The sequence below is a fragment of the Klebsiella sp. WP3-W18-ESBL-02 genome (assembly GCF_014168815.1).
GTDB lineage: Bacteria > Pseudomonadota > Gammaproteobacteria > Enterobacterales > Enterobacteriaceae > Kluyvera > Kluyvera ascorbata_B.
This window is the reverse complement of the sequence record NZ_AP021972.1, coordinates 3,200,729-3,225,187: the sequence shown is the minus strand read 5'-3', so window position 1 is coordinate 3,225,187 and position 24,459 is coordinate 3,200,729. Positions and strand designations below refer to the sequence as shown.

At 50.0% G+C, this 24,459-nt stretch carries 20 protein-coding genes; 6 read left to right on the top strand and 14 right to left on the bottom strand.

What is annotated here, in order from left to right; genetic code table 11:
- Positions 1 to 219: 219 nt before the first annotated feature.
- The 4 genes from hdeB to hdeA all read right to left on the bottom strand — a co-directional run bounded on the left by hdeB (position 220) and on the right by hdeA (position 3,596).
- The gene (hdeB, locus tag H7R56_RS15490) at positions 220 to 537 is read right to left on the bottom strand and encodes an acid-activated periplasmic chaperone HdeB (RefSeq protein WP_223878953.1); all 318 of its coding nucleotides are present in this window, start codon (positions 535 to 537) and stop codon (positions 220 to 222) included.
- Positions 538 to 731: 194 nt separating this feature from the next.
- On the bottom strand, positions 732 to 2,069 hold the full coding sequence (gene adiC / locus H7R56_RS15485; RefSeq protein ID WP_106928749.1) for an arginine/agmatine antiporter: 1,338 nt from the start codon (positions 2,067 to 2,069) through the stop codon (positions 732 to 734).
- A gap of 116 nt (positions 2,070 to 2,185) precedes the next feature.
- Positions 2,186 to 2,950, bottom strand: coding sequence for an AraC family transcriptional regulator (locus tag H7R56_RS15480; RefSeq protein ID WP_106928747.1), 765 nt, complete (start codon positions 2,948 to 2,950; stop codon positions 2,186 to 2,188).
- Between the two features lie 331 nt (positions 2,951 to 3,281).
- Positions 3,282 to 3,596, bottom strand: coding sequence for an acid-activated periplasmic chaperone HdeA (gene hdeA / locus H7R56_RS15475; RefSeq protein ID WP_106928745.1), 315 nt, complete (start codon positions 3,594 to 3,596; stop codon positions 3,282 to 3,284).
- A 241-nt stretch (positions 3,597 to 3,837) separates the two neighbouring features.
- Between hdeA and H7R56_RS15470 the strand changes: the two genes are divergently transcribed.
- On the top strand, positions 3,838 to 4,404 hold the full coding sequence (locus H7R56_RS15470; protein ID WP_182928298.1) for an HdeD family acid-resistance protein: 567 nt from the start codon (positions 3,838 to 3,840) through the stop codon (positions 4,402 to 4,404).
- A gap of 58 nt (positions 4,405 to 4,462) precedes the next feature.
- Here H7R56_RS15470 and H7R56_RS15465 read toward each other — a convergent pair whose 3' ends face one another.
- The 3 genes from H7R56_RS15465 to H7R56_RS15455 form a co-directional block, all read right to left on the bottom strand.
- Complete coding sequence (locus H7R56_RS15465; protein WP_106928742.1) at positions 4,463 to 4,993, bottom strand: helix-turn-helix transcriptional regulator; 531 nt, start codon at positions 4,991 to 4,993, stop codon at positions 4,463 to 4,465.
- A 116-nt stretch (positions 4,994 to 5,109) separates the two neighbouring features.
- Entirely contained in the window at positions 5,110 to 7,377 is a 2,268-nt protein-coding gene (adiA, locus tag H7R56_RS15460) for an arginine decarboxylase (RefSeq protein WP_106928740.1), read from the bottom strand.
- Between the two features lie 465 nt (positions 7,378 to 7,842).
- Positions 7,843 to 10,242, bottom strand: a complete 2,400-nt coding sequence (locus H7R56_RS15455; RefSeq protein ID WP_106928737.1) for an autotransporter outer membrane beta-barrel domain-containing protein — start codon at positions 10,240 to 10,242, stop codon at positions 7,843 to 7,845.
- A 792-nt stretch (positions 10,243 to 11,034) separates the two neighbouring features.
- On the opposite strand from H7R56_RS15455, the gene cfa reads away from it, so the two are divergent.
- Positions 11,035 to 12,174 (top strand): cyclopropane fatty acyl phospholipid synthase, encoded by a 1,140-nt coding sequence (gene cfa, locus H7R56_RS15450; RefSeq protein ID WP_106928735.1) that lies wholly within the window; start codon positions 11,035 to 11,037, stop codon positions 12,172 to 12,174.
- Between the two features lie 28 nt (positions 12,175 to 12,202).
- A complete protein-coding gene (locus H7R56_RS15445; protein ID WP_106928859.1) occupies positions 12,203 to 13,147 on the top strand; it encodes a LysR family transcriptional regulator in 945 nt (314 codons plus the stop codon).
- A gap of 548 nt (positions 13,148 to 13,695) precedes the next feature.
- Here the strand turns inward: H7R56_RS15445 and H7R56_RS15440 are convergent.
- Entirely contained in the window at positions 13,696 to 14,382 is a 687-nt protein-coding gene (locus H7R56_RS15440) for a DUF1275 family protein (RefSeq protein WP_223878952.1), read from the bottom strand.
- A 234-nt stretch (positions 14,383 to 14,616) separates the two neighbouring features.
- Here H7R56_RS15440 and H7R56_RS15435 point away from each other — a divergent pair, with 234 nt between their 5' ends.
- Entirely contained in the window at positions 14,617 to 14,814 is a 198-nt protein-coding gene (locus H7R56_RS15435; RefSeq protein WP_106928730.1) for a hypothetical protein, read from the top strand.
- 539 nt (positions 14,815 to 15,353) lie between these two features.
- Here the strand turns inward: H7R56_RS15435 and H7R56_RS15430 are convergent.
- From H7R56_RS15430 to H7R56_RS15410, 5 genes are all read right to left on the bottom strand, one after another.
- Positions 15,354 to 17,003: a glycerone kinase gene (locus tag H7R56_RS15430; protein ID WP_106928728.1), complete on the bottom strand. Its 1,650-nt coding sequence runs from the start codon at positions 17,001 to 17,003 to the stop codon at positions 15,354 to 15,356.
- A 67-nt stretch (positions 17,004 to 17,070) separates the two neighbouring features.
- Complete coding sequence (gene dhaM / locus H7R56_RS15425) at positions 17,071 to 18,483, bottom strand: dihydroxyacetone kinase phosphoryl donor subunit DhaM (RefSeq protein ID WP_106928726.1); 1,413 nt, start codon at positions 18,481 to 18,483, stop codon at positions 17,071 to 17,073.
- Between the two features lie 16 nt (positions 18,484 to 18,499).
- Positions 18,500 to 19,132: a dihydroxyacetone kinase subunit DhaL gene (gene dhaL, locus H7R56_RS15420; protein WP_106928724.1), complete on the bottom strand. Its 633-nt coding sequence runs from the start codon at positions 19,130 to 19,132 to the stop codon at positions 18,500 to 18,502.
- Positions 19,133 to 19,143: 11 nt separating this feature from the next.
- A complete protein-coding gene (gene dhaK / locus H7R56_RS15415; RefSeq protein WP_106928722.1) occupies positions 19,144 to 20,214 on the bottom strand; it encodes a dihydroxyacetone kinase subunit DhaK in 1,071 nt (356 codons plus the stop codon).
- A 163-nt stretch (positions 20,215 to 20,377) separates the two neighbouring features.
- On the bottom strand, positions 20,378 to 20,704 hold the full coding sequence (locus H7R56_RS15410; protein WP_146145727.1) for a hypothetical protein: 327 nt from the start codon (positions 20,702 to 20,704) through the stop codon (positions 20,378 to 20,380).
- 83 nt (positions 20,705 to 20,787) lie between these two features.
- On the opposite strand from H7R56_RS15410, the gene H7R56_RS15405 reads away from it, so the two are divergent.
- Positions 20,788 to 21,888: a glycerol dehydrogenase gene (locus H7R56_RS15405; protein ID WP_106928720.1), complete on the top strand. Its 1,101-nt coding sequence runs from the start codon at positions 20,788 to 20,790 to the stop codon at positions 21,886 to 21,888.
- A gap of 129 nt (positions 21,889 to 22,017) precedes the next feature.
- On the top strand, positions 22,018 to 23,943 hold the full coding sequence (gene dhaR, locus H7R56_RS15400; RefSeq protein ID WP_106928717.1) for a dihydroxyacetone kinase operon transcriptional regulator DhaR: 1,926 nt from the start codon (positions 22,018 to 22,020) through the stop codon (positions 23,941 to 23,943).
- On the opposite strand, the gene H7R56_RS15395 is transcribed toward dhaR, so the two are convergent.
- A complete protein-coding gene (locus tag H7R56_RS15395; protein WP_106928715.1) occupies positions 23,921 to 24,457 on the bottom strand; it encodes a cob(I)yrinic acid a,c-diamide adenosyltransferase in 537 nt (178 codons plus the stop codon). The genes dhaR and H7R56_RS15395 overlap by 23 nt on opposite strands.
- Positions 24,458 to 24,459 lie beyond the last annotated feature (2 nt).

Below are 24,459 nucleotides of genomic sequence, written 5' to 3'. Positions count from 1 at the left end.
TAAATGGCAACAGGAATATCTGTGCCTAATCTGGCGGGAAAGAAAATATTAATAATATTTTCTCGCGATAATATATTTTATTCTATGCGGCAGGGCCGATTATAATTAATTTTACGCAAGGCGATCACGCTGCAGCATCGATGTTTAATTTCGGCTCATATTCTCATAATATGAGCCATTCGTTGTTCTATACCTCGTTATCTCATAATAAAAAGGTGATTATTTTTTTAGTTCTTGTTTTACTGTGTCTTTAATATCTTTCAGTGTGCTCTGTGGGTGTTTTTGACAAATTTCAAGAGTGAGGGGGACCGCCGTCGTTTCGGTTTCATTGAAGTCAACGTAGTCACCGCCTTTAAAATCAACATCTTGATTCAGCATCCAGAAGGCTACGGGTGCCATGGTTTGTGGGTTGAGGTCGGTAAATTCTTGACAGTTCATATTTTTCGGCGTCACTTCTTTGGCCACGGCGTTAACCCCAGCGGTAGCCAGAAGTGCCGTAGCGATAATACCGATAGTGGATAGTTTAAATCTGTTGATCATAATAGACTCCATAATAAATATTGAGATGCTGCGGTGACCGACAATACTTGATATGTCGGGCAGGGCGATAATAGCGCGCCAAAAAAAATCTGGGGCATGAATGCGTAAAAATAGCCATTAGCGATATTTTTTGGCGCTCATCTTACTATTTTCTGTAGACAAAATAGGTCGTCAATTTCTCTTCTATCTCGTTATGCCTTGTCGGTTGGCGCATCTAACGGATAGGGATTTTTATGAATACGGTTATAGTTAAGCGCATAGAATGCAGTAATAACCATTAAGGTGACGAATGACCACATCACCTCTTTTGCACCGGAGCCCACGACGGCCCAGATACAGTAAACAAAGGCGATAAAGGTGACGAACAAGTACAGCGGTCGTGCTTTCCCAAAGTGGCCGTGACCGAGCAGCAGCAGCGCTGCGCAGGTATACAGATACGGCACAAGGGTGAAAATGACCGAGACCGAAGAGACCAGACCAAACTCTTTTGCCGCGTTAGGCGAAATGCTGCTGAACTGGAAAAGGGTCATCAGCACGCCCACGATCAGTAATCCGGCCACCGGCGTGCCGGCCTGGTTCACGCGAGAGAAAATCGGGGGAAACAGGCCATCATCGGCCGCTGCTTTTGCGGTTTGACCAGCCAGCAATGTCCACCCGCCGAGGGAGCCAAGGCAACCCGCTGCGGCACAAAATGAGACGATTGCCCCAGCGGTGTTGCCAAGCGCCAGGCGCGCGGCGTCGCCGAAGGGAGAAGCGGAAAGTCGCAGGGCGGCATTGGGGATCATGCCCATAATGGCGCTGGTCGATAGCACATAACAGATGGCGGCAATCAGTACGCCACCGATAGTGGCGATCGGTACGTTACGTTTTGGGTTTTTCACCACGCCAGCGGCGACTGAAGCGCTTTCTACGCCGATAAAGGACCATAGCGTTACGCTGAGCGTACTTTGGATCGCTCCGAAGGTGCTAAGTCCACTGACGTTCCAGGCAGACATATAGGTTTCCCCTTTAAACCAGAACCAGCCAAAGAGGGCAATGCCGACGATAGGGATTAGCGCCAGCACGGTTGCAATGGCCTGCACGCGGGTGATCATTTTAGGCCCGACGATATTGAGCAGAACGAATATCCAGAGCACTGCTACACAGGTGACCGTCAACACCATTGGGTCTTTGAGAATGGGGAAGAAGTAGCTCAGATAGCCCACCCCAATCACCACCATGGCAATATTTCCCACCCAGCAGGCAAGCCAGTACAGAATGTTGGTCTGGTAACCTAAAAAAGGCCCAAAGCAGCGGCGGGCATAGGCGTAAGAACCGCCGGGACTGGTGTCCAGGGACGACATTTTGGCATATACCATTGACAGCGCTAGCGCGCCGATGATGGTGACAAGCCATCCATAGATAGCAATTCCGCCGGTTGCTGCCAGGTTAGCGGGTAGTAGAAAAACCCCTGAGCCCATGATATTCCCGGAGACCATCAGAGTTACCGGAATAAGGCCCACTTTGTTTGCATCAGCGTCGCTCGACATAGTATTTCTCCTGAATTTAATTCGACGGAGATAATAACGTATTGCCGCTATCGTTTTAGTCGCCGCAGGGGGGTATGTCCGTTGTGGGTATTATTATGGCTAATATCTTAATCTTCTCAGGCGCTAACACATTGTTGGCGATGCTGTGTGACATAATGTAATGGTGTCATGCCGTAAAAGGTCTTAAAAACGGATATAAAATAGGATGTACTGCGATAACCACATAATTGCGAAATCTGTGAAATATTTTTTTCCGCGATGAGCAGCTGCTGAGCAGCATAGCGCATACGGCAGTCGGTTATTATCTGACTGTAGCTGGTGTCCTCACTTTTCAGCTTCTTTTTTAACAAGCTTGGGCTTAGGCAGAGCGCGCTGGCCACCAGACTTAGATTCCACTCTTTTTGAATATCACTCTGGATAATCTGATAAACGCTCTCTTTGACGCTATTTCTCAGCATTTGCATGATCAGTGAAATGAAGCCCGGGCTATCGAGAAAGAGAGACAAAACGGTAAAGAGCAATGACCGGGTACGTTCAATTTCGCATCTGTCGCTGGTTTTGAGCACGCTATGTAACGCTGCCTCACGGAAGATCTCTGGCGTCCGGCAATGACAGGAGATAACGGAAATTGCCTGTCTTGGCCATGGCGAAACCTGCGTCAAATCTCTATTCAAAAAGAGTAAATAATCATTCAAAACCTCACGGCTCATGTGTGCGACGAGGGCATTATCCAGGTAGGAAAAATCAATCACGTTATTGTTGCAGGCTATGATGTTAAGATGATTTGCCGGTAATACCAGGGATGTGTTGTCGTTAATATTTACGGCAACGTCATCTTCTGTTAATACAACAACGCAGGGGGCACTGCTATTCAGTCTCATACACGCACTCCAGAGATACGAACAAAAAAACCTCAAAACAAAGGATGTATATTGAGGTTAAAAATGAATTGTATGATGAATCAGGGGCAGGCATAAAATACACGAACTAATGATAATGGCAATTGTGATAGATGAATTGATAGTGTCAATTTTTATTGACACAACTGGAAAGGGAAAAGGGCCGGTCAAGGGAATGGTCGGTATCTGTAAAATAGATAAGTATTTCTAACTTTAAATTTTATCAGCAGGGGTGATATGTTTATCGTGCCGGGAATTCACCCCTGTTGAACAGTCCGTTAAGTCAGTTCAGACTTAACTGAAATTTTATTCATTAAATATGTTTTTTAAGCTTGTCCCATTCGCTTTTTACTTTTTCCTTGAAGCTGGCTTTATGATTCTCGGTGCAGGCCTGCACGATGGCCGGAGTGACGGTTTCAATGCCTTTAACATCCATCACCGCGTCTTCCGGTTTGTCCTTATTGTTTAAAGCTTCGGCAAAACCCACAGCGGTAGGCTGGAAAGTGGAGTCGAGGGCCAGAAAATCTTCACAGGTCCAGGTGTTGACGGGTTTTTGGTTTTCAGCCGCCTGACCCAGGACCGGGATCAACAGTAGACTACCGAGAATAATACCGGATATTTTCTTCATCATTTAATCCTCAATAACACAGTTAACGACACCGCGAAATTATATCACTAGCGGTGCCGAGGAACAGAGTATCAGTTATTTTTAAAATGCATGCTACATTTTAAAAAATTCTTGTAATTCATTTGATTAATTTTATTTTAAGAGTCTGGTATCAGAATATTTTATTAAATTGGTTTTATCTGGTCATCCCTTTTTGTTGTAAATTTACACTGTGCTCTTATTCATTTTTTAGAGGTGTAGTGTGTTAAATATCAATCAGGAAATTATTGCTAAACTCGATGTGCAAATGCTCGAAAAACAAAAAAATCTGCTAAGAATTATTGCCGTTTTGATGTTTATCTCCGGCGTGCTGCTCATTGTATACCCCTTTATTTCAGGAGAAATTCTGGCCATGATTTTGGGCATCGTGCTGATCTGCAGCTGTATTGCCTATGCGGCCATTATGATAAAAAATCGGTTGCATAATTTTTGGCCGGTGGTCTCTGGTGTTATTATTTGTATCGCTTACGCCGTCATGGGATACCTTTTTATTACCGCACCCGCGTTTGGTTTGTTTACGATAGCCAGTTTTCTCGCTTGCCTGTTTGCGCTTGGTGGGGTCATTCGCATTATGGACTGGTTTAACCATCGTCAGGTTAAAGGCCGCTGGCTGCAGATCGTGATTGGCGTGCTTGACCTGCTAATTGCCTGGTGCTTTATCGGCGCCGCACCGCAGGCGTCGGTAGTGATGGTTTCGCTGGTGGTGGGAATTGAACTGATGGTGAGTGCGATGGGCTGTTGGTCACTGGTGCGCTTGTTCACAAAATAATAAACCGACGGTTAATGATCTACCCGAGGGCGGGTAGATCATGCGTGACAGACCACATTCAGAAGTACGGAGAGATACTGAGCGTGGCGATGTCACTCATCCTGCGAAGTTTTAGCTTAAGCATAATGTTAAACTTCTGGCTGCGTAGCGTGTTTCCGGAGATGTTTAACGCAGAAGCGATGCCATCATTATCTTCCTCATGCAAAATATAGCTGACAATTTTGAATTGATTGTGTGAGAAACCTATTTTGGGTTTGCGATAGGATGTTCCGCCGCTGGCCAATAGTGCGGGCCAGTTTGCCAGCGGCATTTTTCTATTTATGAAAAACAGCGGCGATCGGCATTTTATCTTACTGATATGAAACGGTGCCAGCACGACAATACGGTCGATATTGAGTGACTGAATGATCTTGACGGCATTATCGTCAATAACATGATTGTGATAGACATCAATAATCATTTTGGCGGTGGAATCCGTCATCTGCCGCTCGATATCAGGTACACGTTCTATTCTGATGACGTTTTCATTATTGAACAAATGTGCCACCCCCTGATACAGGAATTCATCTTTGGTGACCATAAAAATCATAAACTGACTCCATGACTGAAAAAAGCGCGGGGCGACCCGCGCAAAAATGAGACTCAGGATTTAAACTAATGACATTTCCGGGCTTTTAGATTTCATATAAAAAGCCGTCAATGGCCTCAGGCCTTTATGCACATCACGTGGTAAATGCCCTCAATAATTTCTGTTCCTTCTGTTTCATGTTCGAAACCAGGGAACTCGTGATCCCAGGACTGCAAAGCACGCAAATAGGCAATCTGTGGGCTATTGCTGTCACCGAAGTTTTCTCCGGAAAGCAGCATAGGAATGCCTGGCGGATAAGGAATCACGGAATTGGCGGCAATGCGTTTTTCTAGCCGTTCAATCGCCACCATTTCAACGTTATCAGAGACAATAGCCTGATACGCATCGCGCGGCGTCATCATGGCTTCTGGCAGCGACGCGTAGGCAGCATTAAGACTGGCTCCCGGGTTATTGCTTTTCAACCAGGCAAACATTTTATCGCCCAAATCACGCATGCCCATTGCCGCATAAGTTTTCGGATACTGATTGCTCAGTTCCGGCATGACCTGTGACAGCGGGGCATTGCTATCATAATGGCGTTTAAAGGAGCACAGCGTGTTAATGAGCGTACCCCATTTCCCGCGGGTAATACCCATTGAAAAGAGGAACATTATCTGGAAGTCGGTGGTGCGGGTTGGCACGATACCGTGACGGCCAAGCCAGGCGGTGACCAGCGCAGCTGGTACGCCGCTTTCCAGCAAGTTGCCGTCATCCCCCATGCCAGGGGCGAGGATACTGACCTTGATAGGATCCAGCATGCTCCAGTCATCCGGCAGATCTTTAAAACCGTGCCAGCGTTCTCCTGGACGCATAATCCAGCAGTTCTGATCGTGACTGAGCAGTTCAGCGGGGGCATCCTCGAAGGCGATTTCTTTACCCGTTTGCGGATCAATCACCGTTTCTTTGTTCCAGGGTTTAAAGAACCAATCGTTATTGTCGCTGAACTCGCGATACAGACGCGCCATCGCCTGACGAAAATCTACCGCCTCATCAATGACTTCCTGAGTCAGCGATAGGCCGCTATGACCGTCCATCATGGAGACTGCAATATCGTTTGATGCGCAGATGGCGTACAGCGGTGAGGTGGTGGCATGCATCATATAGGCCTGATTGAAGCGCGAGAAGTTCACCGCGCCACGGCCTTCGCGCACATGAATATAGGAAGCCTGAGAGAGGGCATTGAGCAATTTATGCGTGGAGTGGGTCGCGAAGACGGTAGGGCCGGTGTGGTCGCCGGGATTACCGCGCATAGCATAGTGATCGTGATACACCGGATTGAAACGCGCGTAGCCGTACCAGGCTTCATCAAAGTGAATACGATCGCTGGTCTGTTCCAGTAGCGCCTGGGCGTTTTTGGCGTTATAACACACGCCGTCATAGGTGCAGTTTGTCACCACACTGTAGGATGGTTTATGCGCCGCATACTCGTGTGTCAGCGGGCTGGTGCGAATCTTTTCCTGCAGGGTTTCCGGCAGCATTTCCTGCGGGTAGATAGGTCCGATAATGCCATAGCGGTTTCGGCTGGGCACCATATAAACGGGTTTAGCGCCGGTGAGGATCAGACCCTGCTCGATCGATTTATGGCAGTTGCGGTCAATCACCACGACATCATCATCGGTCATGCAGGCTTGCATAATCGTCCGGTTCGAGCCGGAAGTCCCGACCACGACGGACCAGGAGCGATCGGCTCCGAACACGCGTGCCGCGTTTTTTTCACTTTCCCCAAAGGCACCGGTGTGATCCAGCAGAGAGCCTAAAGAGGCGCGTTCAATCCCCATATCGGTGCGGAACAGATTTTCACCGTAGTAGTCATGATACAGGCGACCTGCCGGCGTTTTGGTAAAGCCGACGCCTCCCTGGTGCCCCGGTGCGGCCCAGGAGTACTCATGAATATCGTTATATTTGACCAGCGCTGAGAACAGCGGGGGCAGAAGTTGCTGTCGATAACGATTCATTGCGGCGACGGCGCGTCCGGCGATAAAGTCAGCAGAATCCTCCAGAATCCAGGCAAACTCATCGATAAGCTCCATCAGTTGCGGGTCAATCAGCGCGGTGGCTTTCTCACGCTCACCGAGCAGAAATACCGGCACGTCTTGCTGACGTTCGTGAAGCTTATCGAGCAGTTGGCGCACGCGCTGGTGTTCATCTTGCTCTTCCATTTGATAACTGAACATCAGGCAGTCAATGGCTTCATTGGCTGCGATAATGGCATAACCGTCGTCAAGCGAGGCGGATTGCATCACCTCAATACCCTGACGGCTTAGTGCCTGCACCAGGCGATGCACGGCAGCGCCAACCCAGGTGTCCTGGCGTAGAAATTCGCTTTCAACAATTAGTATTCTCATCTCGTTAATCTCTTCGGTATGTTGGGACGAGATAAGTAATACGCCAGCGAAAAAAAAGAGTAAATGCAGCAGAAGAGGTTATCGACAGGGCAATTATTTTTATGGCTGATTCTGATATTTATGGCGTTATATCACAGGGTAATCTTGAATCTATTTTGTGATAAATCACCGACCCTCCGATGGTGATCGCCGAACGTTATTACATCTTGTTCGCGTAGATTCTCTGCGGTCAGTAGGTCTCTTTATTTTCAATTGCCGTCATGTGAGTATTTTATTGCGATGTTCTTTAAAACATCGCAATAAAATAAAAATGGTTAGCTTGTCAGTGATGATCGTCGTCGTGATTACGCCCTGTACGGCAACCTTCAGGGTGTGGATACCATTCAGGATGGGGTTAAGAACGCAATCACGATCCGCGCTGTCAGTCCCCGTCACACGCCGAGGGGATCTGTCACGTATTCAGTATTAAAACCCAATGCGGATCCCCAGCGCACCCTGAACAGGTTCTTCAATATAGCTGCCCTGACGATAGCTGGCTTCACCATAGAATGCGGCATCCTGGGCAAAGGAGACGGAGATTCCCGTGCTATACTTACCAGAGGTTCCGTTCTGATTATTATCAAATCGATTAAGGCCGTTAATGGTGGTCTGGTTTGATTTAGCAAATTCTTGCTCCACGCTTGCGCTAAGATACGGTGCAAACGCGATTCCCCCCAGACTCAATTGCGTCCCCACGCGCGTTCCTGCTTCTGCGATGAATGAACGAGCTTTGCCTGTTTCAGCCTTCATGCCATTGGAAAGTTTTATGTTGGCATTGTTGATATGGCTACCCGTTATGCGGGTAAAGGGCGCTATGCGCAGGCTTTCGGTAGGCTTAAAAATAATACCGCCTTCCACTGCTGAGCTGATGCTGTAATGATGCCAGTTACCGGATGCCTGGCCACCGTGGGTCATTCTGGCGTTGAGTTGGCTGCCCAGGCGGTTTGTTTTCATCACGCTATCCAGGTAAAAACCTCGGTTGTCATACCATGTGGCGTATAGGCCCAGACCATAGCTGTCAATTTTGCTCTGGCCGCCGCGCGAGTGATTCACATGGTTATCGGATACGCTCATATACGCCCCGGTCACCAGATCGCCGCGCTCAAACGAGGTATTGAGATCGCCACCGAGTACAAAGCCGTTCTGGTACAGTTTATAAGCCGCGCCGTTGCGGGGGTCGATAGCGCTCTTTTTACCCAGGTAGTGTCCCCAGACGTTGCCTTCGCCGCGCTTGCGTTCTGTATTCTGGTTAGTGCGATAAACGCGGCGAGCATCGAGTTCCGTGCGCAGAATGTTCAGCCCGGCATTCGCCATACTGAGAATGGCATCAGTCGATGGGGTCGTGACCAGATTTCCACCTCCGCTATTGCCGCCGCCATCACTCCCGCCGTTATCACCGCCGTCTGTTTCATCGGTCATGGCCCCCAGATACCAGACGGTGCCGCCGTCCAGTCCATCCTTATCCTGCGCGCTGTGAAGGGTGTACATATAGGTACCGCCATCAACGGCCCGCGTACTGCGGCCGTTTGTGGTCACCATGGAGAAATCAATATCTCCGCCCCGATCGTGAATCAGGTTAACGGTCAGGTCGGTATGGTCGGTAATTTCTTGGCCAGAATCGATGACGACCACGCCGAAATGACCCGTGCCATGCGCGATAGTCACGAAGTTGGCATTACGTTCAGCCAGCGACGCGTTGAACAGAAAATTACCCGTGCCGTTTAATTCGGTAATATTAAGCGCGGCGTAGTCTCCTTCGCTATCACGCAGGAAGGAAACATAACCGTCCGACAGGGTTAGCTTATCAACCTGGGCGGCCGTATAGCTTGTCGTATCGTCCGTCAGGTCAGTGATGGAAAGGGTGCCTCCCTGTATCACAACGTCAGTGGCATGAGAACCCGCTTCCATCAGCATTTCGCCCGAGGCGTTGATTTCGGTTTTGCCATCAGCGAATCCCCCGGTATATAACCAGGATTGACCGCCATTAATCGTGGTGTGAGTCGATGTGCCGAAAATATGTAATATGCCGTTATTGATGAGCGTGTTGTTGGCGAGGCCGGTACGATTCACTTCCATTGTGCCGCCGTGAATAACGGTATTATTAGCGGTGCCCGCTAGCGTAATTAATCCATTGTGCATAATACTATTATGGGTCGTAGCGCCAGCGGAAACAATCTGCTGAGCCGTTTCGTCATGGATAATCGCCCCGTTGGCTAAGCCACCGCTATTAATATATTGAGTGCCGCCATTATATATGGTAGTACCATAAGATATTCCCCCGCTATTAATGGTTTCACGTGCGGCATTGCGGCCAATAATGGTGGTGTTATTCGATATTCCACCGTCATTAACGATCATATGCGTATTATTGCCATGGATGGTTGTGTTATTGGCTATTCCGCCATTTGCAACATAGGTACTCCCACCTGTTTGTGTTAGACCATTACTGATACCTCCGTTGATAATATTCACAACGCCCAACAGCATAAAAGCATCGTTAGACGTCCCTCCATCAATGGTGAGGGTGCCACCTTGAATGAGTGAACTATTTGCTATACCGCCCGAGTAGACGTTTTGTTTGCCATAGGTAACGGTTGATCTATTTGCCATACCGCCATCATAGATATTCTGCACTCCCCCCGTGTTTACCGATGTACTTGTCGATGTGCCACCATTATTTACATTCTGTATCTGCGTACTATTAACAATAACACCACTGGTCGTTTCACCATCATTAACCTCAAAATCTGAAGCGATAATGGGTGAGGAAATGCCAAATAAAGCTAATGGTACTGTAAAAGCCAGAGGTTTTCTTATGAATGTCATGGCACCAATCCTTTTGGCAATGAATGTTGAGTGTTATTTAATCTTCTCAATATTAAACCTATGCTAAATGAATGGCGCTAGTCGTATTGGTTGACGTTGAATTGAAAATATATACACGTGTTTACAAAAAATAAGTTTTCAATAAAATCTTATTTTATTGTTTTTGATGGCGATCAATATTTACGGGAAGGGTAAGTGCCGCCTTAATAAGGAATGCTCGGTAAAGCAGATGTCTTTGTTAAATAATAATGGATTGACATCGAGTGCATGTATTTATTATGAAGGTTTAGGCTGTAAAGCCGTGCGCTGATTACGTCAGTGGGCGATCATATAGCTCGGGCGTAACGCAGGGATCAGGCTTCCAGTGGTTTACTCCTGTGGCTAAAAATGAACAAACAAGATTTTATATTGGAATGCTTTAATATAAAAAGACAAAAGCGGTATCGTATATTTTAAGTTTTGCAGCAGCATCGCCTGTATATAATAGCATTTTGCTGCTGGCGTTGTTTTTGGCGCATCCTTACAGCCGCCACTATGTTCTCTACCGTTGCGGATTCAGCTGTTGATGCTGCCCGTTGCAGATTGATAACCGATGAGGCTGTCAACTTTACTTCAGAAGGTGCATTCGCAGTGAAATCAAGCAATATACTGTTCACCTTTAGATGGTTCAGATAACGATAATCATACGTCGTTAATGTTATCTGTGAAATATTCATTATAAGAATATTTATATTCATTGATTTTTTATGGCTCCTTTGCATAACATTCTTCACTGTATTTTAAGGAGATATAATGAGCACATTAGAAATAAGTAAGATTAGCCGCAGTCGTCAAATCATTGAATCATTATTATACCAATGTGACGTCATCATAAATGGAGACAAACCGGGAGACATTAAAGTTAATGACTCCAGGCTATATAAACGTGTTTTAAAAGAGGGTTCAATAGGGTTAGGTGAGGCCTACATGGATGGCTGGTGGGATTGCGAGTATCTGGACGCATTTTTTTATAAATTATTGAGTGAGGGAATTGATAGCAAAGTCTCGGATAATTTTCACGATGCTGTCTACTATGTTGTCTCGCGGGCTATTAATTTACAGTCTATTTCACGCTCCCGAAAAGTAGCTAAAGTACACTATAATCTTGGGAATAACCTTTTTGAGTCTATACTTGAACCATGGATGCAATATTCTTGCGCATACTGGAAAGACGCTTGTAATCTCGAGCAGGCTCAGGTTAATAAATTATCATTAATATGTGATAAATTAATGTTAAAACCAGGAATGGAAGTTTTAGACGTTGGGTGTGGCTGGGGAGGATTAGCATCATTTATAGCTCAGAATTATAATGTTTCGGTAACAGGGATAACAATTTCTGAAGAACAAAAGAAACTGGCTGAAGACAGATGCCGTGGGCTAGATGTCACGATAGAACTAACCGACTATCGTGAGTTGCAGGGAAAATTTGACAGGATTGTCTCCGTAGGCATGTTTGAACATGTTGGATTGAAGAATTATGGTGTGTTTTTCAATAAAATGCATGAGTGCTTAACAGAGGATGGCTTGTTTTTATTACACTGTATTGGCAGTAATCAATCCGGCGGTGGGGTGGATCCGTGGATTAATCGTTACATTTTTCCTAATGGACGCCTGCCGTCTATACAGGAAATAGCATCCTGCACTGAAGGACGTTTTATCATGGAAGACTGGCACAATTTCGGTGCTGATTACGATAAGACATTGATGGCGTGGGATGAGAACTTCCTTCACAACTGGAAATTTCACGAAAAAGATTATGATGAAAGATTTTTAAGAATGTTCCATTATTATCTTTGCTCTTGTGCCGGTGCATTTAGAGCGAGAGAAATCCAGCTATGGCAAGTCTTATTGAGTAAAAATGGAGTCAGAGGTGGACTTCGCGTAGCGCGATAGCGTGTTACAGATGTCATATAGGGTTAATATGAATAATAACTATTATCGTTCAATGTTCAACAATTCATACCAGGGTATGGTTGCATTAGCAACGCTTTTTGATGAGCAGAGCGTCAGTTTTGCCGCATTTGCTCTTGGTATTAGTCAGCCTTCAATGAGTAAGTTGTTGATGGAGATGAGAAAGGAGTTTAACGATCCGTTATATATTAAGTCTAATAATCTATACACATTGACGCCTGTGGGTGAAGTCTTGTGTTCACTTGTGAAAAATACGATTTATGCCAACCAGTCGATCTTAGAGCAGCTGAAAAATGGAGTTAAGAAAACATATAACATAATTTTACCGCACTGGTTTAACTTGTACGAAGCCCCGACGTTGCTCCAAAAGATCAGAGCAAGCTATACCGATATTTCATTAAACTTCTCCCCACCCTATATCTCTGGTTCCAAAGAAATTCTTGAGAATTTAAAACAGGGGAAAATAGATGTTGCGGTATGTCATTTTTTCCATGATATACCTGCAGGATTTCATTCTAAAATACTTGGATTTTCTGAGCTTATTTTTCTATGCAAGAAAAATAGCGATATGTATATGAATGGCATTGATCTTGAAAAAATATACGCTACACCACTTCTTGTGTACAATGTTAGTCCTTACTTGTTTAATAGTTTTATCGAAGAAAATAGATTAAACAAGAATGCGTTAAATATTCTTATGACGGTAACCAATAACTTTAGGCAGTGGATCTCGCAGCTGACTGACGATAATGTAATCTTAGTTACGCTCAGAACCACCGGCAACGAGTTGCTGAAAGAAGGTGAGTATCGTGAAATTAAATTAAATGATGCAACATCATCATTTGCCTATAATCTTATGTGGCACGAACGCTCTACAAAAGATCCTGTTCATACTCTGATCCGTGCGGCAATAGCCAATATGAATGGTAATAGAGAGATGGATCACGAAAGATAGACCTCCATATTTGATGGTGTAGATAATATTATGCGAGAGGCGGTGGGATGCCATTAACAACCAGCGGATACAGAACCTTCGCTCCATTTAATTCATCAATACGTGGTGCAATGCGACAAAGAGCCTATTCCCTTAAAGTTATCAAACCTTCAGGGGATATAGTCTATTTTCACAGTCTCAGTCTCTTTTCATGTATGTTAGGGAAAAATATTTCTTATATACGCTCACGAGCAGTATATGCAGAGATGTTTGTTGGTGATAGCGCTGAAATATTATGGTTTGATAAGAATAAAACCCCCTACACGCTTGTCTTTACACGAGTTAAGTAGTCATAAGCGTTTATTCTTGCGCTCATTTTTAGTTTAGTTGCTACTGAAAAAATGAAATACAGAATAAGCCTATTTTCTTCAGGCGAAGTGACGGGCCTGATTGTCAGGTTTATCCCCTGAGCATGATAACGACGCTGTTCGCTGTTCGCTGATGGCAGTTGTGCTTTGCATAACTGCCATCGGGCTCTGACTGCAACAATATATTAAAGATGATGCACACTATGCAGCTTTGGACATGTGCAACGACCAGATTTTAATGCAAAATGCTATTAATACCACTGATGGAATAATAAGTGCATAAAAATGAATGTATTTATTTAATATCGCAGTAATAAATGCACCGATGAAAAAATGCAGAATCACAAGGAAATAATGCAAACTTTCAAATCTTAACCTTGTCCTTTCTTTGTTTTTGTTTTTCAGAAACGATTGGCATAACGTGGTTATCATCAGTATATAAACGGATGTGACAACAGAAGTCGACGTCGGGAGTTTGGTGCCGCCACTTTTAATGATGAAATTCTGTATGTACATAAAAATAAGACCGATGGTTACTAGCGGCATTACTTTTATCGTTGGATGGTTTGTGAATAATTCATGCGTAAACATATAATTCCCCAGCGCGATAAATGCAATCATTAAAAAGCAATTTAGCGTAAGACTTATAGCATAAACATGCCACGGACTTTTGGTTTTACTGATGTATTTATATTCGATAAGTTGATGGATGGCGCTTATCACAAGCCATATAATAATGATTAAAATATGATAAACAGATTCAAAGTCAAAACTGAATTTTACAAGCGATGTTATACCAAATACCATGTTTGACGTCATAAACCCTATCAACGCTTTATAGAGATAAATAAAGCTCATCACTTCCATACAACCACCTATGTATGACATAAGATAGTGGATTTCGTGGTTTGTTGAACGGTATATTTTGATATTCATATGCCTTACCAAATGTTCGATATCGTTAAATTTTTAAATAAATTCATTTAATGCAAACTTTAATTGGGTACTGATTATATCAATTCCACACCATAAAAAATGGAATATTAATATTCCTTGTGAGAATGCCAAGGTCGGTGATAGCGTCAGGTTGTAGATAATCAATACTAAATAAAGGTGTCGGATATGATAAAGACAGCATATATTGTTGAGAATAATAATAAAGCCAGCGTTCTGATTGAACATTCTGTTATGAAATCATTTGATGATCCAGAAGCAGCTGCGTTATGGGCGTTTTCGTTGGGTTATAGAGTCTACAAAAAAAGCGTTTTGCATGGGAAAGATTTTTGGGTTAAATATACCCCGGCTTGCCATAAAGTTTGAGCCCTGTTTTCGATTTTATAATCTGATGATATATGCAAACGTATTTTTCGTTAATATCAGTAGTGAATAATTGAACGCGTATCAATCTTGCGGCATGCCTGTAAATAGAGAAGCTTATTATCTCTAAACTATCTTCAGGTACACTCAACCAACATAATGATATTATTAACGTTTATGTACGTACTGAGAGGCCTCTTTACTGGCCTCTCAACCACCATAAAGCCAGGTCGTCTTCTTTTTATGACCTGAATTTAAACCGTTTCTGTACAATGTCACATTTGAACAATTCAATAAAAAATGAGTATCACCAGAGCAAGGTAGGTGTCAGCGCGATAGGGCACAAAATACATCTACTGATGTCGTTATCGATGGAATATCGAACCGAACAGTCGGGCTATGCCTGGCCGTTCAGCCCTTTATGATTAACTCACGCGGGTACGATATTTATCGTCCCGCGTTTATGTACGTACAATTCAGCAATTGTTTGCGAAAGAATAAAATACCCGCTGCTCCATGCGGGTGCCCATTTTCTCTCCCGACTACCGCTGCGCCAGCGCCTTAAACACCATGGCCACCGCGTGTGCCCCCGGGTCCATATTGCCCGCCAGACTGTCACTGTTCAGGTAAGATGCGCGGCCTGCATTGGCGCGGGTGGCGTGGACGGTGGCGTCGGCGCCAGCCTGTGCCGCCAGATAGGCGGCGCTAAGATTGTCTGGCTGCTGGGCCAGCGCCTCCAGTGCGGGCTGGAGCGCGTCAATCAGCGTGCGATCGCCTACGTCGGCGCCGCCGTAAAATTTCATCTGCGTCAGGCCCGCCTGAAGGGCCGCGACGAAGGGTTGGCCTTCGTGAATGGCCTGGCCTGCGGCGGTGAAGAAAATTGACATCAGCACGCCGCTGGAACCGCCCATAACCACCGTTAAGCGTTCGCCAATGAGTGCACACAGCGTATCCAGCTGTGCCAGCGGCAGGCGGTGCTGATGCAGCTGGTGGGCAATCTCGCGTGCGCCGGCGGCAAAGGTAGAGCCGGTGTCGCCGTCGCCCACTTTGGCATCAAGCGCGTTCAGCTCGGCTTCAAGGCCCGATAGCGTTGCCGTAACGGTTTCAACATAGTGGCCCGCCAGCGCATTTTCCGACGGCGTAAATTCTACCCGGGCGCTGCGAATGGCGCAGGGCTGAGTACGCTGCGCGCGCAGCCGCACCGGCGGCAGCCAGCCTGCGGTCCTGACTTCTGATAACAGCGCTTTTTCAATGCTTTCTTCCAGCACCATTGCCGTGATGGAGAAACCTTTCATATCCAGCGCGCTGACCAGCGCTGCCGGGCCGATTAACCAATCGGTACGGGCGCCAAGGGCACTGTGCGCCAGCTCGCGGGTGATAATCGCCATTTCCGTGACCGACACGCCGCCGAGGTTGTTCAGCATCAGCACCAGCCGCCCGGTATCCGGTAGCACAGCGCGAATTTTGTCTACCATCATGCGTACAATCTCAACGCTATTCTGCGTGTCGACGATGCTGACACCCGGTTCGCCGTGGATCCCCATGCCCAGTTCGGCCTGGCCGGAATGATGCCGCACGCCGTCATTCGGATCTGCGGGAAGGTGACAGCTTGCCAGCGCCACGCCGATGCTGAACACGCGCGCCATCGCCAGCCGTGCTTCGCGGGTGACGGTGTCCAGGTTGTAGCCATTTTCAGCAAAATAACCGGCCACTTTGTGGATCAGCAGAGTACCGGCAATACCGCGCGGGTGTTTGTTATCCGGCAATGAGATGTCATCGCCGACAATCACCATTTCCACTTTGTAGCCCATACGGCGGGCTTTCTCGGCGGCAAGTCCGAAGTTAAGACGGTCGCCGGTGTAGTTTTTAACAATCAGCAGGCAGCCCGCATCGCCGGTGACCGCCTGAATGGCCGTCAACACGGCGTCCACGCTAGGCGAGGCAAACAGGTCGCCGCACACCGCCGCCGTCAGCATACCTTTACCCACGAAACCTGTATGCGCTGGCTCGTGGCCGGCACCGCCGCCGGAAATCACCGCGACGTTTGATTTATCCCAATCCTGGCGCACCACGATGCGAATGGCCGGGTCGCTTTCCAGACGGGCCAGGTTATTCCACGGGCTGGCGATAATGGCCCCTTCGATAGCGTCATTAACAAGGTTTTCGCGTTGATTGTAGAAAAATTGCGACATAACAGATTCCTGAATTTTGGCTGTAGCAAGCCTGCGCAGCGCGCTGCGCAGAACATTGCCGGGGAGATTAAAGCGTGAAATTAAGCGTCAACGGGTCGCCGTTGCGCAGCGTGTCGAAAGCCGGGCCTTGCTGGCAGTGCCAGGGAATACCGGCCTGTCTGGCTATGAGGGCCCCGTGAGCCAGCGGGCTGCCTTGCCGCAGGCAGATGGCAGCGGTGTTTTCAGCGTTAAGCTGCAGCACCACGGAAGGGTAGATATCATCCGCAATCAGGATCGTGCGATGCAGCAGCGCTGGCGCGCTGTCGGGGGCATCGAGCAGGTGCCCGAGGGTGCGGTGCAGAATATCGTCGACGTCAATATACCGTGCCTGAAGATAGGCATCGTCCAGCGCCTGATACTGCTGGCTGAGTGCGCTCATCGTCTGTTGCCAGGCCCATTCTGCGCTGCACTTCTGTTCACGCAGCGTCTGTTCCAGCTCTTTCATCAGCTCCGGATCATCGAGCAGGGTCTGGTGGCCGGCGAAAATGGCGGCAATATCGTCAGCGTATTTTTCGGCCGCCAGCGCCGTGAGGCCCGCGAGATCGTCTAAGGTACGGCTGACGGCGATTTTCAGGCGGCGAAATTCGTCTTCTGCTCGCCCATTTGCCGTACGTACGACCGGGTAGGCGGCAGGCTGATAGTGCAGGACCTGGCCGCTTGCCGTAGACGGCGTGCTCGGGCGGTCTTCCGGAGGTGCTATAGCCGCCAGGCGTTCGCCAAAATTATCCTCTGCCAGCGCCCGAAACGCCGCCAGCGCTTCCTGCGCCTGCGGGCCTTTGGCAATCAGACGTACCCGATCGTGGCAGCGAACCTTCAGCAGGGCAATTTGATTGATACTGTCGGGATTCACGCATTTGCCGTCTTTTTCGAGCAGCAGCGCCGCGTTGAAACCGCCAAGCCCTTCGACCAGCCGGGCCGCCGGACGAACATGCAGGCCATTCGGGTTCTGAATTTCAACGGTAATAGACTGTGCGTCGCTGAAGTCGCTCTCTTCGCCCGACGCGGCGTCGTCCTCCGTCTCCTGCGCGGGGAAGCCAAGCTGAACGCGTTTGGCCCGCAGCGCGGTCTGTGCATCAAAAATCACTTTGTCGATACTCGCGCCGCCTGCGGCGCTGGCCGCAGCGGCTAGCGCGCCTTCAACCAGCGGAGCCGGGCACAAATGTACCTTCGCCGCGATCTCAGGCTCCAGCAGATCGAGGGCCGTTTCTGCACTCATTAAGGCGCTGCCAATATCCATCAACACCAGAATGGCATCGGCGTCCGCGAGCGAAATAATGGCATCCATGACCTTAATCGGGTCAGTGCCGATAGGGTTGTCGGGATCGTCAATCCCGGCGGCGATGGCCAGCCTGCAGCCATCACCTCTTAACATCTGGCGGGCCAGTTCCCCGACCCCCTGGCCCAGTTGGGCGCTGTGAGATACGATTACCAGGTTTACCATCGCCTTATCCTTTATCTTAGGCTTTTGCCGCAGCGGCCAGCATTTGCACCATAAACAGCGTCGAGGTCGCCCCCGGATCCTGATGGCCGATGCTGCGCTCCCCCAGATAGCTGGCACGGCCCTTGCGCGCCTGCATGGTAATGGTGGACTGTGCGGCGCGTTGCGCCACGTCGCAGGCTGCGTCCAGCGCAGCGTCGATCGACAAATGCTGTTCGCTGGATTGCCGCAGCGAGTCGGCGACCGGCAGCCAGACATCGCACATGGTTTTGTCGCCCGGCTCCGCCTTGCCGCGGCTGACGACGCCGTCTGCGCCTTCCCGAATCATCAAATAGAGCTCGTCGAGCGAGAGGCTTTGCCGCGCCTGAGTAGCCTGTGCGGCACGAATAAAGAAGGTGCCAAACAGCGGCCCGCTGGCGCCGCCGACGTTAGACAACAGCACCATGCCGGTGTTTTTAAGAATAAAACCAATGTCTTTGTCGGCAATAGACGGCAGTTTTTCGACGACTTTGCTAAAACCGCGGTGCATGTTGAGGCCGTGATCGGCGTCGCCTATCTCACGGTCCAGGCCGGTCAGAAAGTCACACTGGGTGGTGAAAATTTCGCCGCAGCGATACAGCCAGTCGACAATGTTTTCTCTGTTCAGTGACATTGCAGATCTCCTTAGCAACCCCAATTGAGGGCAGGGGTATGAACCGGGGCATCCCACAGAGTGAGAATATCCTCATCTACTTTCAGCAGGGTGATGGAAAAACCTGACATATCCAGCGAGGTACACCAGGAGCCTATCAGGTTGCGTTCGATGACGATCCCGGCTTCACCACACAGGCTTTCGAGACGGTTATAGACGCCGTACAGTTCAGAAAGCGGGGTGGCGCCGAGGTTATTGACCATGGCAATCACCCGATCGCCTTTTTGCAGCGCCTGTTTACTCTGGGTCACTTCCTGCCAACTGCCGTTGACGGTATCCCACTGACGCAGCGTGCGGCTGTACTGGCCATTTTCCAGCAGCGTGGCGAACATGGCGTCCACGGTGTCATCAAGCGACGTGAAGGGGCGGCGGTCAATACCGGGTTCGCCGTGGATCCCAACGCCAAACTCCATTTCATTATCATTGAGTTCGAACGACGGCCTGCCCGCTGCCGGTACCGTGCAGGCATCCAGCGCAATGCCGAGCGTGTGGCCCTGGTTATTGAGCCGACGGCCAAGCTCGGCGCAGGCGTCCAGGCTGTCGCCGCGTTCAGCCGCCGCGCCGACCAGTTTTTCAATCAGCACGGTATTGGCGACCCCGCGACGCCCGGCGGTATACAGGCTATCTTTCACGGCGACGTCATCATCCACCACCACGGTGGTGACCTTAATGCCGCTTTCGTGCAGCAGTTCAGTGGCCGTTTCAAAGTTCAGCACGTCGCCGGTGTAATTTTTAATAATCAGCAGTACGCCTTCGCCGCCGTCAATTTGCATCGCGCATTCGAACATTTTATCCGGGGTTGGCGACGTAAAAATTTCGCCAGGACAGGCGCCGCTCAGCATACCGTGGCCGATAAACCCGCAGTGCATCGGCTCGTGGCCGCTGCCGCCGCCGGAGAGCAGCGCCACTTTCCCGGCGACCGGCGCATCGGCGCGGGTCACGTACACCGGATCCTGATGCAATTTCAGTGACGGGTGCGCTTTTGCCAGCCCGGCCAGTTGTTCCGTTAATACCTCTTCCACACGGTTAATCAGTTTTTTCATTATGTGTACTCCGCTGGATGTGATGTGGAGCGCCCGTGGGCAACTCCGCGTAGGGTCGGCATTCAGGTGGGTGCCGATAGAGTGATTCTGGCCTGGCATGGAAAAAAGAAAATCCCCACTTATTTTAGTTTCAAGTCGAAACCTGATTGCAGAGAAATGTTTCTTAATGAAACGTTTTTTGCGGACAGGACGCAAAAGTGAGAGCCTGAACAAGCTTTTCTCGCCACCGTTGCGTATTTGCCGCTGACCGCTTTGCCGTTGGCGTGCATTTTTTTTCGTTCAGCGCTGGCAAAGCCGCGGGAAAGGGCGTTTTACGGCGTACAATAGTGTGAGAACGATCCGGACCTGGATCGCAAACCTGACGCTCTTTGCGTGTTAGCGTTTCATCATGGAACGAAAATTTCGGGCTTAGGTTTCGTTGTGGAACGAAATAGCAAAGCATTTTTTTGCGCTGCACCCGCTCTAAAGTGATGTCTACCGCGCCGGCCATGCCGATGCTTCCCTCCCGTAAAGGCAGAAGCGAGCAACGCCAGGCGCCATCATGGAAACGAGTTCAATGTGAGGGTGTAGAGAATGCTACAAGTTATTCAGTCTCCAGCAAAATATCTCCAGGGTCCTGATGCATCAGCGTTGTTCGGCCAGTACGCTAAAAATCTGGCGGACAGCTTTTTTGTGATTGCCGATGATTTTGTGATGAAGCTGGCGGGCGATAAAGTCCTTAACGGCCTGCACGAAAACGGTATCACCTGCCACGCGGAACGTTTTAACGGCGAGTGCAGCCATGCGGAAATCAACCGTCTTGGGGCAATAGCTAAACAAAAAGGCTGTAAAGGGGTGGTGGGGATTGGCGGTGGTAAAACGCTCGATACGGCGAAAGCGATCGGCTATTACCAGCACCTGCCGGTCGTGATTATTCCGACCATTGCGTCAACCGATGCGCCGACCAGCGCGCTGTCGGTTATCTATACCGAATCGGGTGAATTTGAAGAGTATCTGATTTACCCGAAAAACCCCGATATGGTGGTGATGGACACCGCGATTATCGCCAAAGCGCCGGTTCGTCTGCTGGTTTCCGGGATGGGCGATGCGCTTTCAACCTGGTTTGAAGCCAAAGCCTGTTACGACGCCCATGCGGTCAGTATGGCGGGCGGTCAGTCGACCGCTGCGGCGCTGAACCTGGCCCGTCTGTGCTATGAAACCCTGCTGGCGGAAGGCGAGAAAGCCCGTCGCTCAGCCGAAGCGGGGGTCGTGACGGTGGCGCTGGAGCGGATTATCGAAGCGAATACCTACCTGAGCGGCATTGGTTTTGAAAGCAGCGGCCTGGCGGCGGCGCATGCTATCCATAATGGTTTTACGATTCTGGAAGAGTGCCATCACCTGTATCACGGTGAGAAAGTTGCCTTCGGGACCCTGGCGCAGCTGGTGCTGCAAAACAGCCCGATGGAAGAAATTGAAACCGTGCTGGGCTTCTGCCAGAAGGTCGGGCTGCCGGTTACGCTGGCCCAGATGGGCGTGAAGGACGGGATTGAAGCGAAAATTGCCGCGGTGGCCAAAGCCACCTGTGCGGAAGGCGAGACCATTCACAATATGCCGTTCCCGGTGACCCCGGACAGCGTGTATGGCGCCATTCTGACCGCCGATCGTCTGGGCGCGGAATGGCTGGCCGCGAAGTAAAATTTTCCACCGACCGTTAACCCGGTTGGTGTGCCACCTGCGTTGTGGTTTTCCCCCTGGCGAGCGGTCCCCGGCGCCGGGGGTTGTTGCGTTTATGGATTTGCCGTTCTCGGCACTCAAGAAGAGAGTATGACCATGCAGAATCAACGCGCCGAATCGGCGCCGTCGTCGTTTATCGCGCCGTCCTGGCATCGCTGCGGCAAAATGATGCAGCGCGAGACCTGGACCACGCCGCACCAGGCGCAGGGGCTGACGTTTCAGTCGATAGGTCGACGCAAGACGGCGCTGCTGACCATCGGACAGGCGGCGCTGGAAGACGCATGGGAATATATGGACAGCCGCCCGTGCGCGCTGTTTATTCTGGATGAGTCCGCCTGCCTTCTCACCCGCTGCGGTCACCCCGACACCCTTGAGCAGCTTGACGCACTTGGCTTCCTGCCCGGCAGCTACTGTGCGGAAAGCATCATCGGCACCTGCGCGCTGTCGCTGGCCTCGCTGGTGGGGCAGCCGATTAAAACGCAGGGGGAGCAGCATTTTAAGCAGGCGCTGTTCCCCTGGGCATTTTGTTCGACGCCCATCTTTGACAATCATGGCCGGCTGTCTGGTTCTATCGCCCTGTGCTGTCTTACGCAGGAGGCGAGCGCGGCGGATCTCTCGCTGACCCTGGCGATGGCCCGAGAAGTCGGCAACTCGCTGCTGACCGATAGCCTGCTGGCAGAGTCGAATCGCCACCTAAACCAGATGTACGGCCTGTTGGAAAGCATGGACGATGGGGTGATGGCGTGGAATGAGCAGGGGATATTACAGTTTATTAATCCTCAGGCGGCGCGCCTGCTGCATCTCGATGGTCAGGCCAGCCAGGGGAAAAATATCGGCGATTTGGTGACGCTCCCCGCGCTGCTGCGCCGTGCCATCAAGCACGCCAGGCCGCTAAGCCACGCAGAAGTGACTTTCGAAAGTCAGCACCAGTTTGTCGATGCGGTCATCACGCTCAAGCCGATTGTCGAATCGCAGGGCACCAGCTTTATCCTGCTGCTGCACCCGGTTGAGCAAATGCGCCAGCTGATGACCAGTCAGCTAGGCAAAGTGAGCCACACCTTCGCGCAGATGTCGGCGGACGACCCGGAAACCCGCCGCGTGATCCACTTTGGCCGCCAGGCCGCGCGCGGCAGCTTCCCGGTGTTAATGTGCGGGGAAGAGGGCGTCGGCAAAGAGCTGATTGCCCAGGCGATTCATAATGAAAGCGCGCGGGCGGCGGGGCCGTTTATTGCGGTGAACTGCCAGCTGTATGCCGATAACGCGCTGGGCGTAGACTTTATGGGCAGCAGCGCGACGGAAGAAGAAAATGGCCGCCTGAGCCGCCTTGAACTGGCCTCCGGCGGGACGCTGTTTCTGGAAAAAGTCGAGTATCTTGCGCCGGAGCTGCAATCGGTGCTGCTGCAGGTCATTAAGCAAGGGGTCGTGACGCGTCTGGATGCCCGACGGCTGATCCCGGTGGATGTGAAAGTGATCGCGACCACCACCATGGATCTCGCGAACCTGGTGGAACAAAACCGCTTTAGCCGCCAGCTTTACTATGCGCTGCACTCCTTTGAAATCAGCATTCCGCCGCTACGCGAGCGGCGTAACAGTATTCCTTCACTGGTTCACAGCCGGCTGCGCACGCTGGAGCGGCGCTTTTCCTCCCGGCTCAAGGTGGATGACGACGCGCTGGCACGGCTGGTGGCCTATTCGTGGCCGGGAAATGATTTTGAGCTGAATAGCATTATCGAAAATATTGCCATCAGCAGCGAGCACGGCCACATTCGGCTGAGCAACCTGCCCGGCTGGTTATTCAACGACCATCCCGGTACGGCGGCCAACAGCGCGGCGACCCCTGCCGGGATGAGCATTTCGGCTATTGAAAAGGAAGCGATTATTCACGCCGCCAGGATCACCCATGGCCGGGTTCAGGAGATGTCACATCTGCTGAATATCGGGCGCACCACCCTGTGGCGCAAGCTGAAGCAGTTTGAGATAGACGTCAGCCAGTTTAAACGTCGGCATCAAGAGTAAGCGGGCCTTCCTCGAATCGCGCCATCGCAAATAGCGCATCCGACAGGCGGTTCATGTAGCTTTTGAGCGCCTCGCGCAAGGGGCTGCGGCGATCCATGGCGACCAGGGTACGCTCGATCTGCCGGGCCTGCGTGCGGGCAACGTGCAGCTGCGCCGAGGCCAGCGTCTTACCCGGAATCACAAAAGCCTTCAGCGGGCCAGTGGCCGCCATATGGTGGTCAATTTCCTGCTCCAGTCGCGCAATGTCTTCGGCGGCAATCAGGCGGCTGAGGCGCGCGGCGCCGCGCTCATCGCTGGCCAGTTCGGCCCCGACGACAAACAGCTCTTCCTGAATGCGCAGCAGCGTGCGGCAAATCGTCGGCTTCTCGCTGGCTGCGCGGCAAACGCCAAGCAGCGAGATCAGGGTATCTATGCTGCCGTAGGCTTCTACTCTGATGTCGTCTTTATCGATTCGGCTGCCGCCAAACAGGGCGGTGGTGCCTTTATCACCGGTTCGGGTGTAGATACGGTACATGC

Bases quoted from the DNA above. Each gene is read 5' to 3' on its own strand.
- adiC (WP_106928749.1), bottom strand. From the start codon at position 2,069: ATGTCGAGCGACGCTGATGCAAACAAAGTGGGCCTTATTCCGGTAACT.
- H7R56_RS15480 (WP_106928747.1), bottom strand. From the start codon at position 2,950: ATGAGACTGAATAGCAGTGCCCCCTGCGTTGTTGTATTAACAGAAGAT.
- hdeA (WP_106928745.1), bottom strand. From the start codon at position 3,596: ATGAAGAAAATATCCGGTATTATTCTCGGTAGTCTACTGTTGATCCCG.
- H7R56_RS15465 (WP_106928742.1), bottom strand. From the start codon at position 4,993: ATGATTTTTATGGTCACCAAAGATGAATTCCTGTATCAGGGGGTGGCA.
- adiA (WP_106928740.1), bottom strand. From the start codon at position 7,377: ATGAGAATACTAATTGTTGAAAGCGAATTTCTACGCCAGGACACCTGG.
- H7R56_RS15455 (WP_106928737.1), bottom strand. From the start codon at position 10,242: ATGACATTCATAAGAAAACCTCTGGCTTTTACAGTACCATTAGCTTTA.
- cfa (WP_106928735.1), top strand. From the start codon at position 11,035: ATGAGCACATTAGAAATAAGTAAGATTAGCCGCAGTCGTCAAATCATT.
- H7R56_RS15445 (WP_106928859.1), top strand. From the start codon at position 12,203: ATGAATAATAACTATTATCGTTCAATGTTCAACAATTCATACCAGGGT.
- H7R56_RS15440 (WP_223878952.1), bottom strand. From the start codon at position 14,382: ATGTCATACATAGGTGGTTGTATGGAAGTGATGAGCTTTATTTATCTC.
- H7R56_RS15435 (WP_106928730.1), top strand. From the start codon at position 14,617: ATGATAAAGACAGCATATATTGTTGAGAATAATAATAAAGCCAGCGTT.
- H7R56_RS15430 (WP_106928728.1), bottom strand. From the start codon at position 17,003: ATGTCGCAATTTTTCTACAATCAACGCGAAAACCTTGTTAATGACGCT.
- dhaM (WP_106928726.1), bottom strand. From the start codon at position 18,483: ATGGTAAACCTGGTAATCGTATCTCACAGCGCCCAACTGGGCCAGGGG.
- dhaL (WP_106928724.1), bottom strand. From the start codon at position 19,132: ATGTCACTGAACAGAGAAAACATTGTCGACTGGCTGTATCGCTGCGGC.
- dhaK (WP_106928722.1), bottom strand. From the start codon at position 20,214: ATGAAAAAACTGATTAACCGTGTGGAAGAGGTATTAACGGAACAACTG.
- H7R56_RS15410 (WP_146145727.1), bottom strand. From the start codon at position 20,704: ATGGCCGGCGCGGTAGACATCACTTTAGAGCGGGTGCAGCGCAAAAAA.
- H7R56_RS15405 (WP_106928720.1), top strand. From the start codon at position 20,788: ATGCTACAAGTTATTCAGTCTCCAGCAAAATATCTCCAGGGTCCTGAT.
- dhaR (WP_106928717.1), top strand. From the start codon at position 22,018: ATGACCATGCAGAATCAACGCGCCGAATCGGCGCCGTCGTCGTTTATC.
- H7R56_RS15395 (WP_106928715.1), bottom strand. From the start codon at position 24,457: ATGTACCGTATCTACACCCGAACCGGTGATAAAGGCACCACCGCCCTG.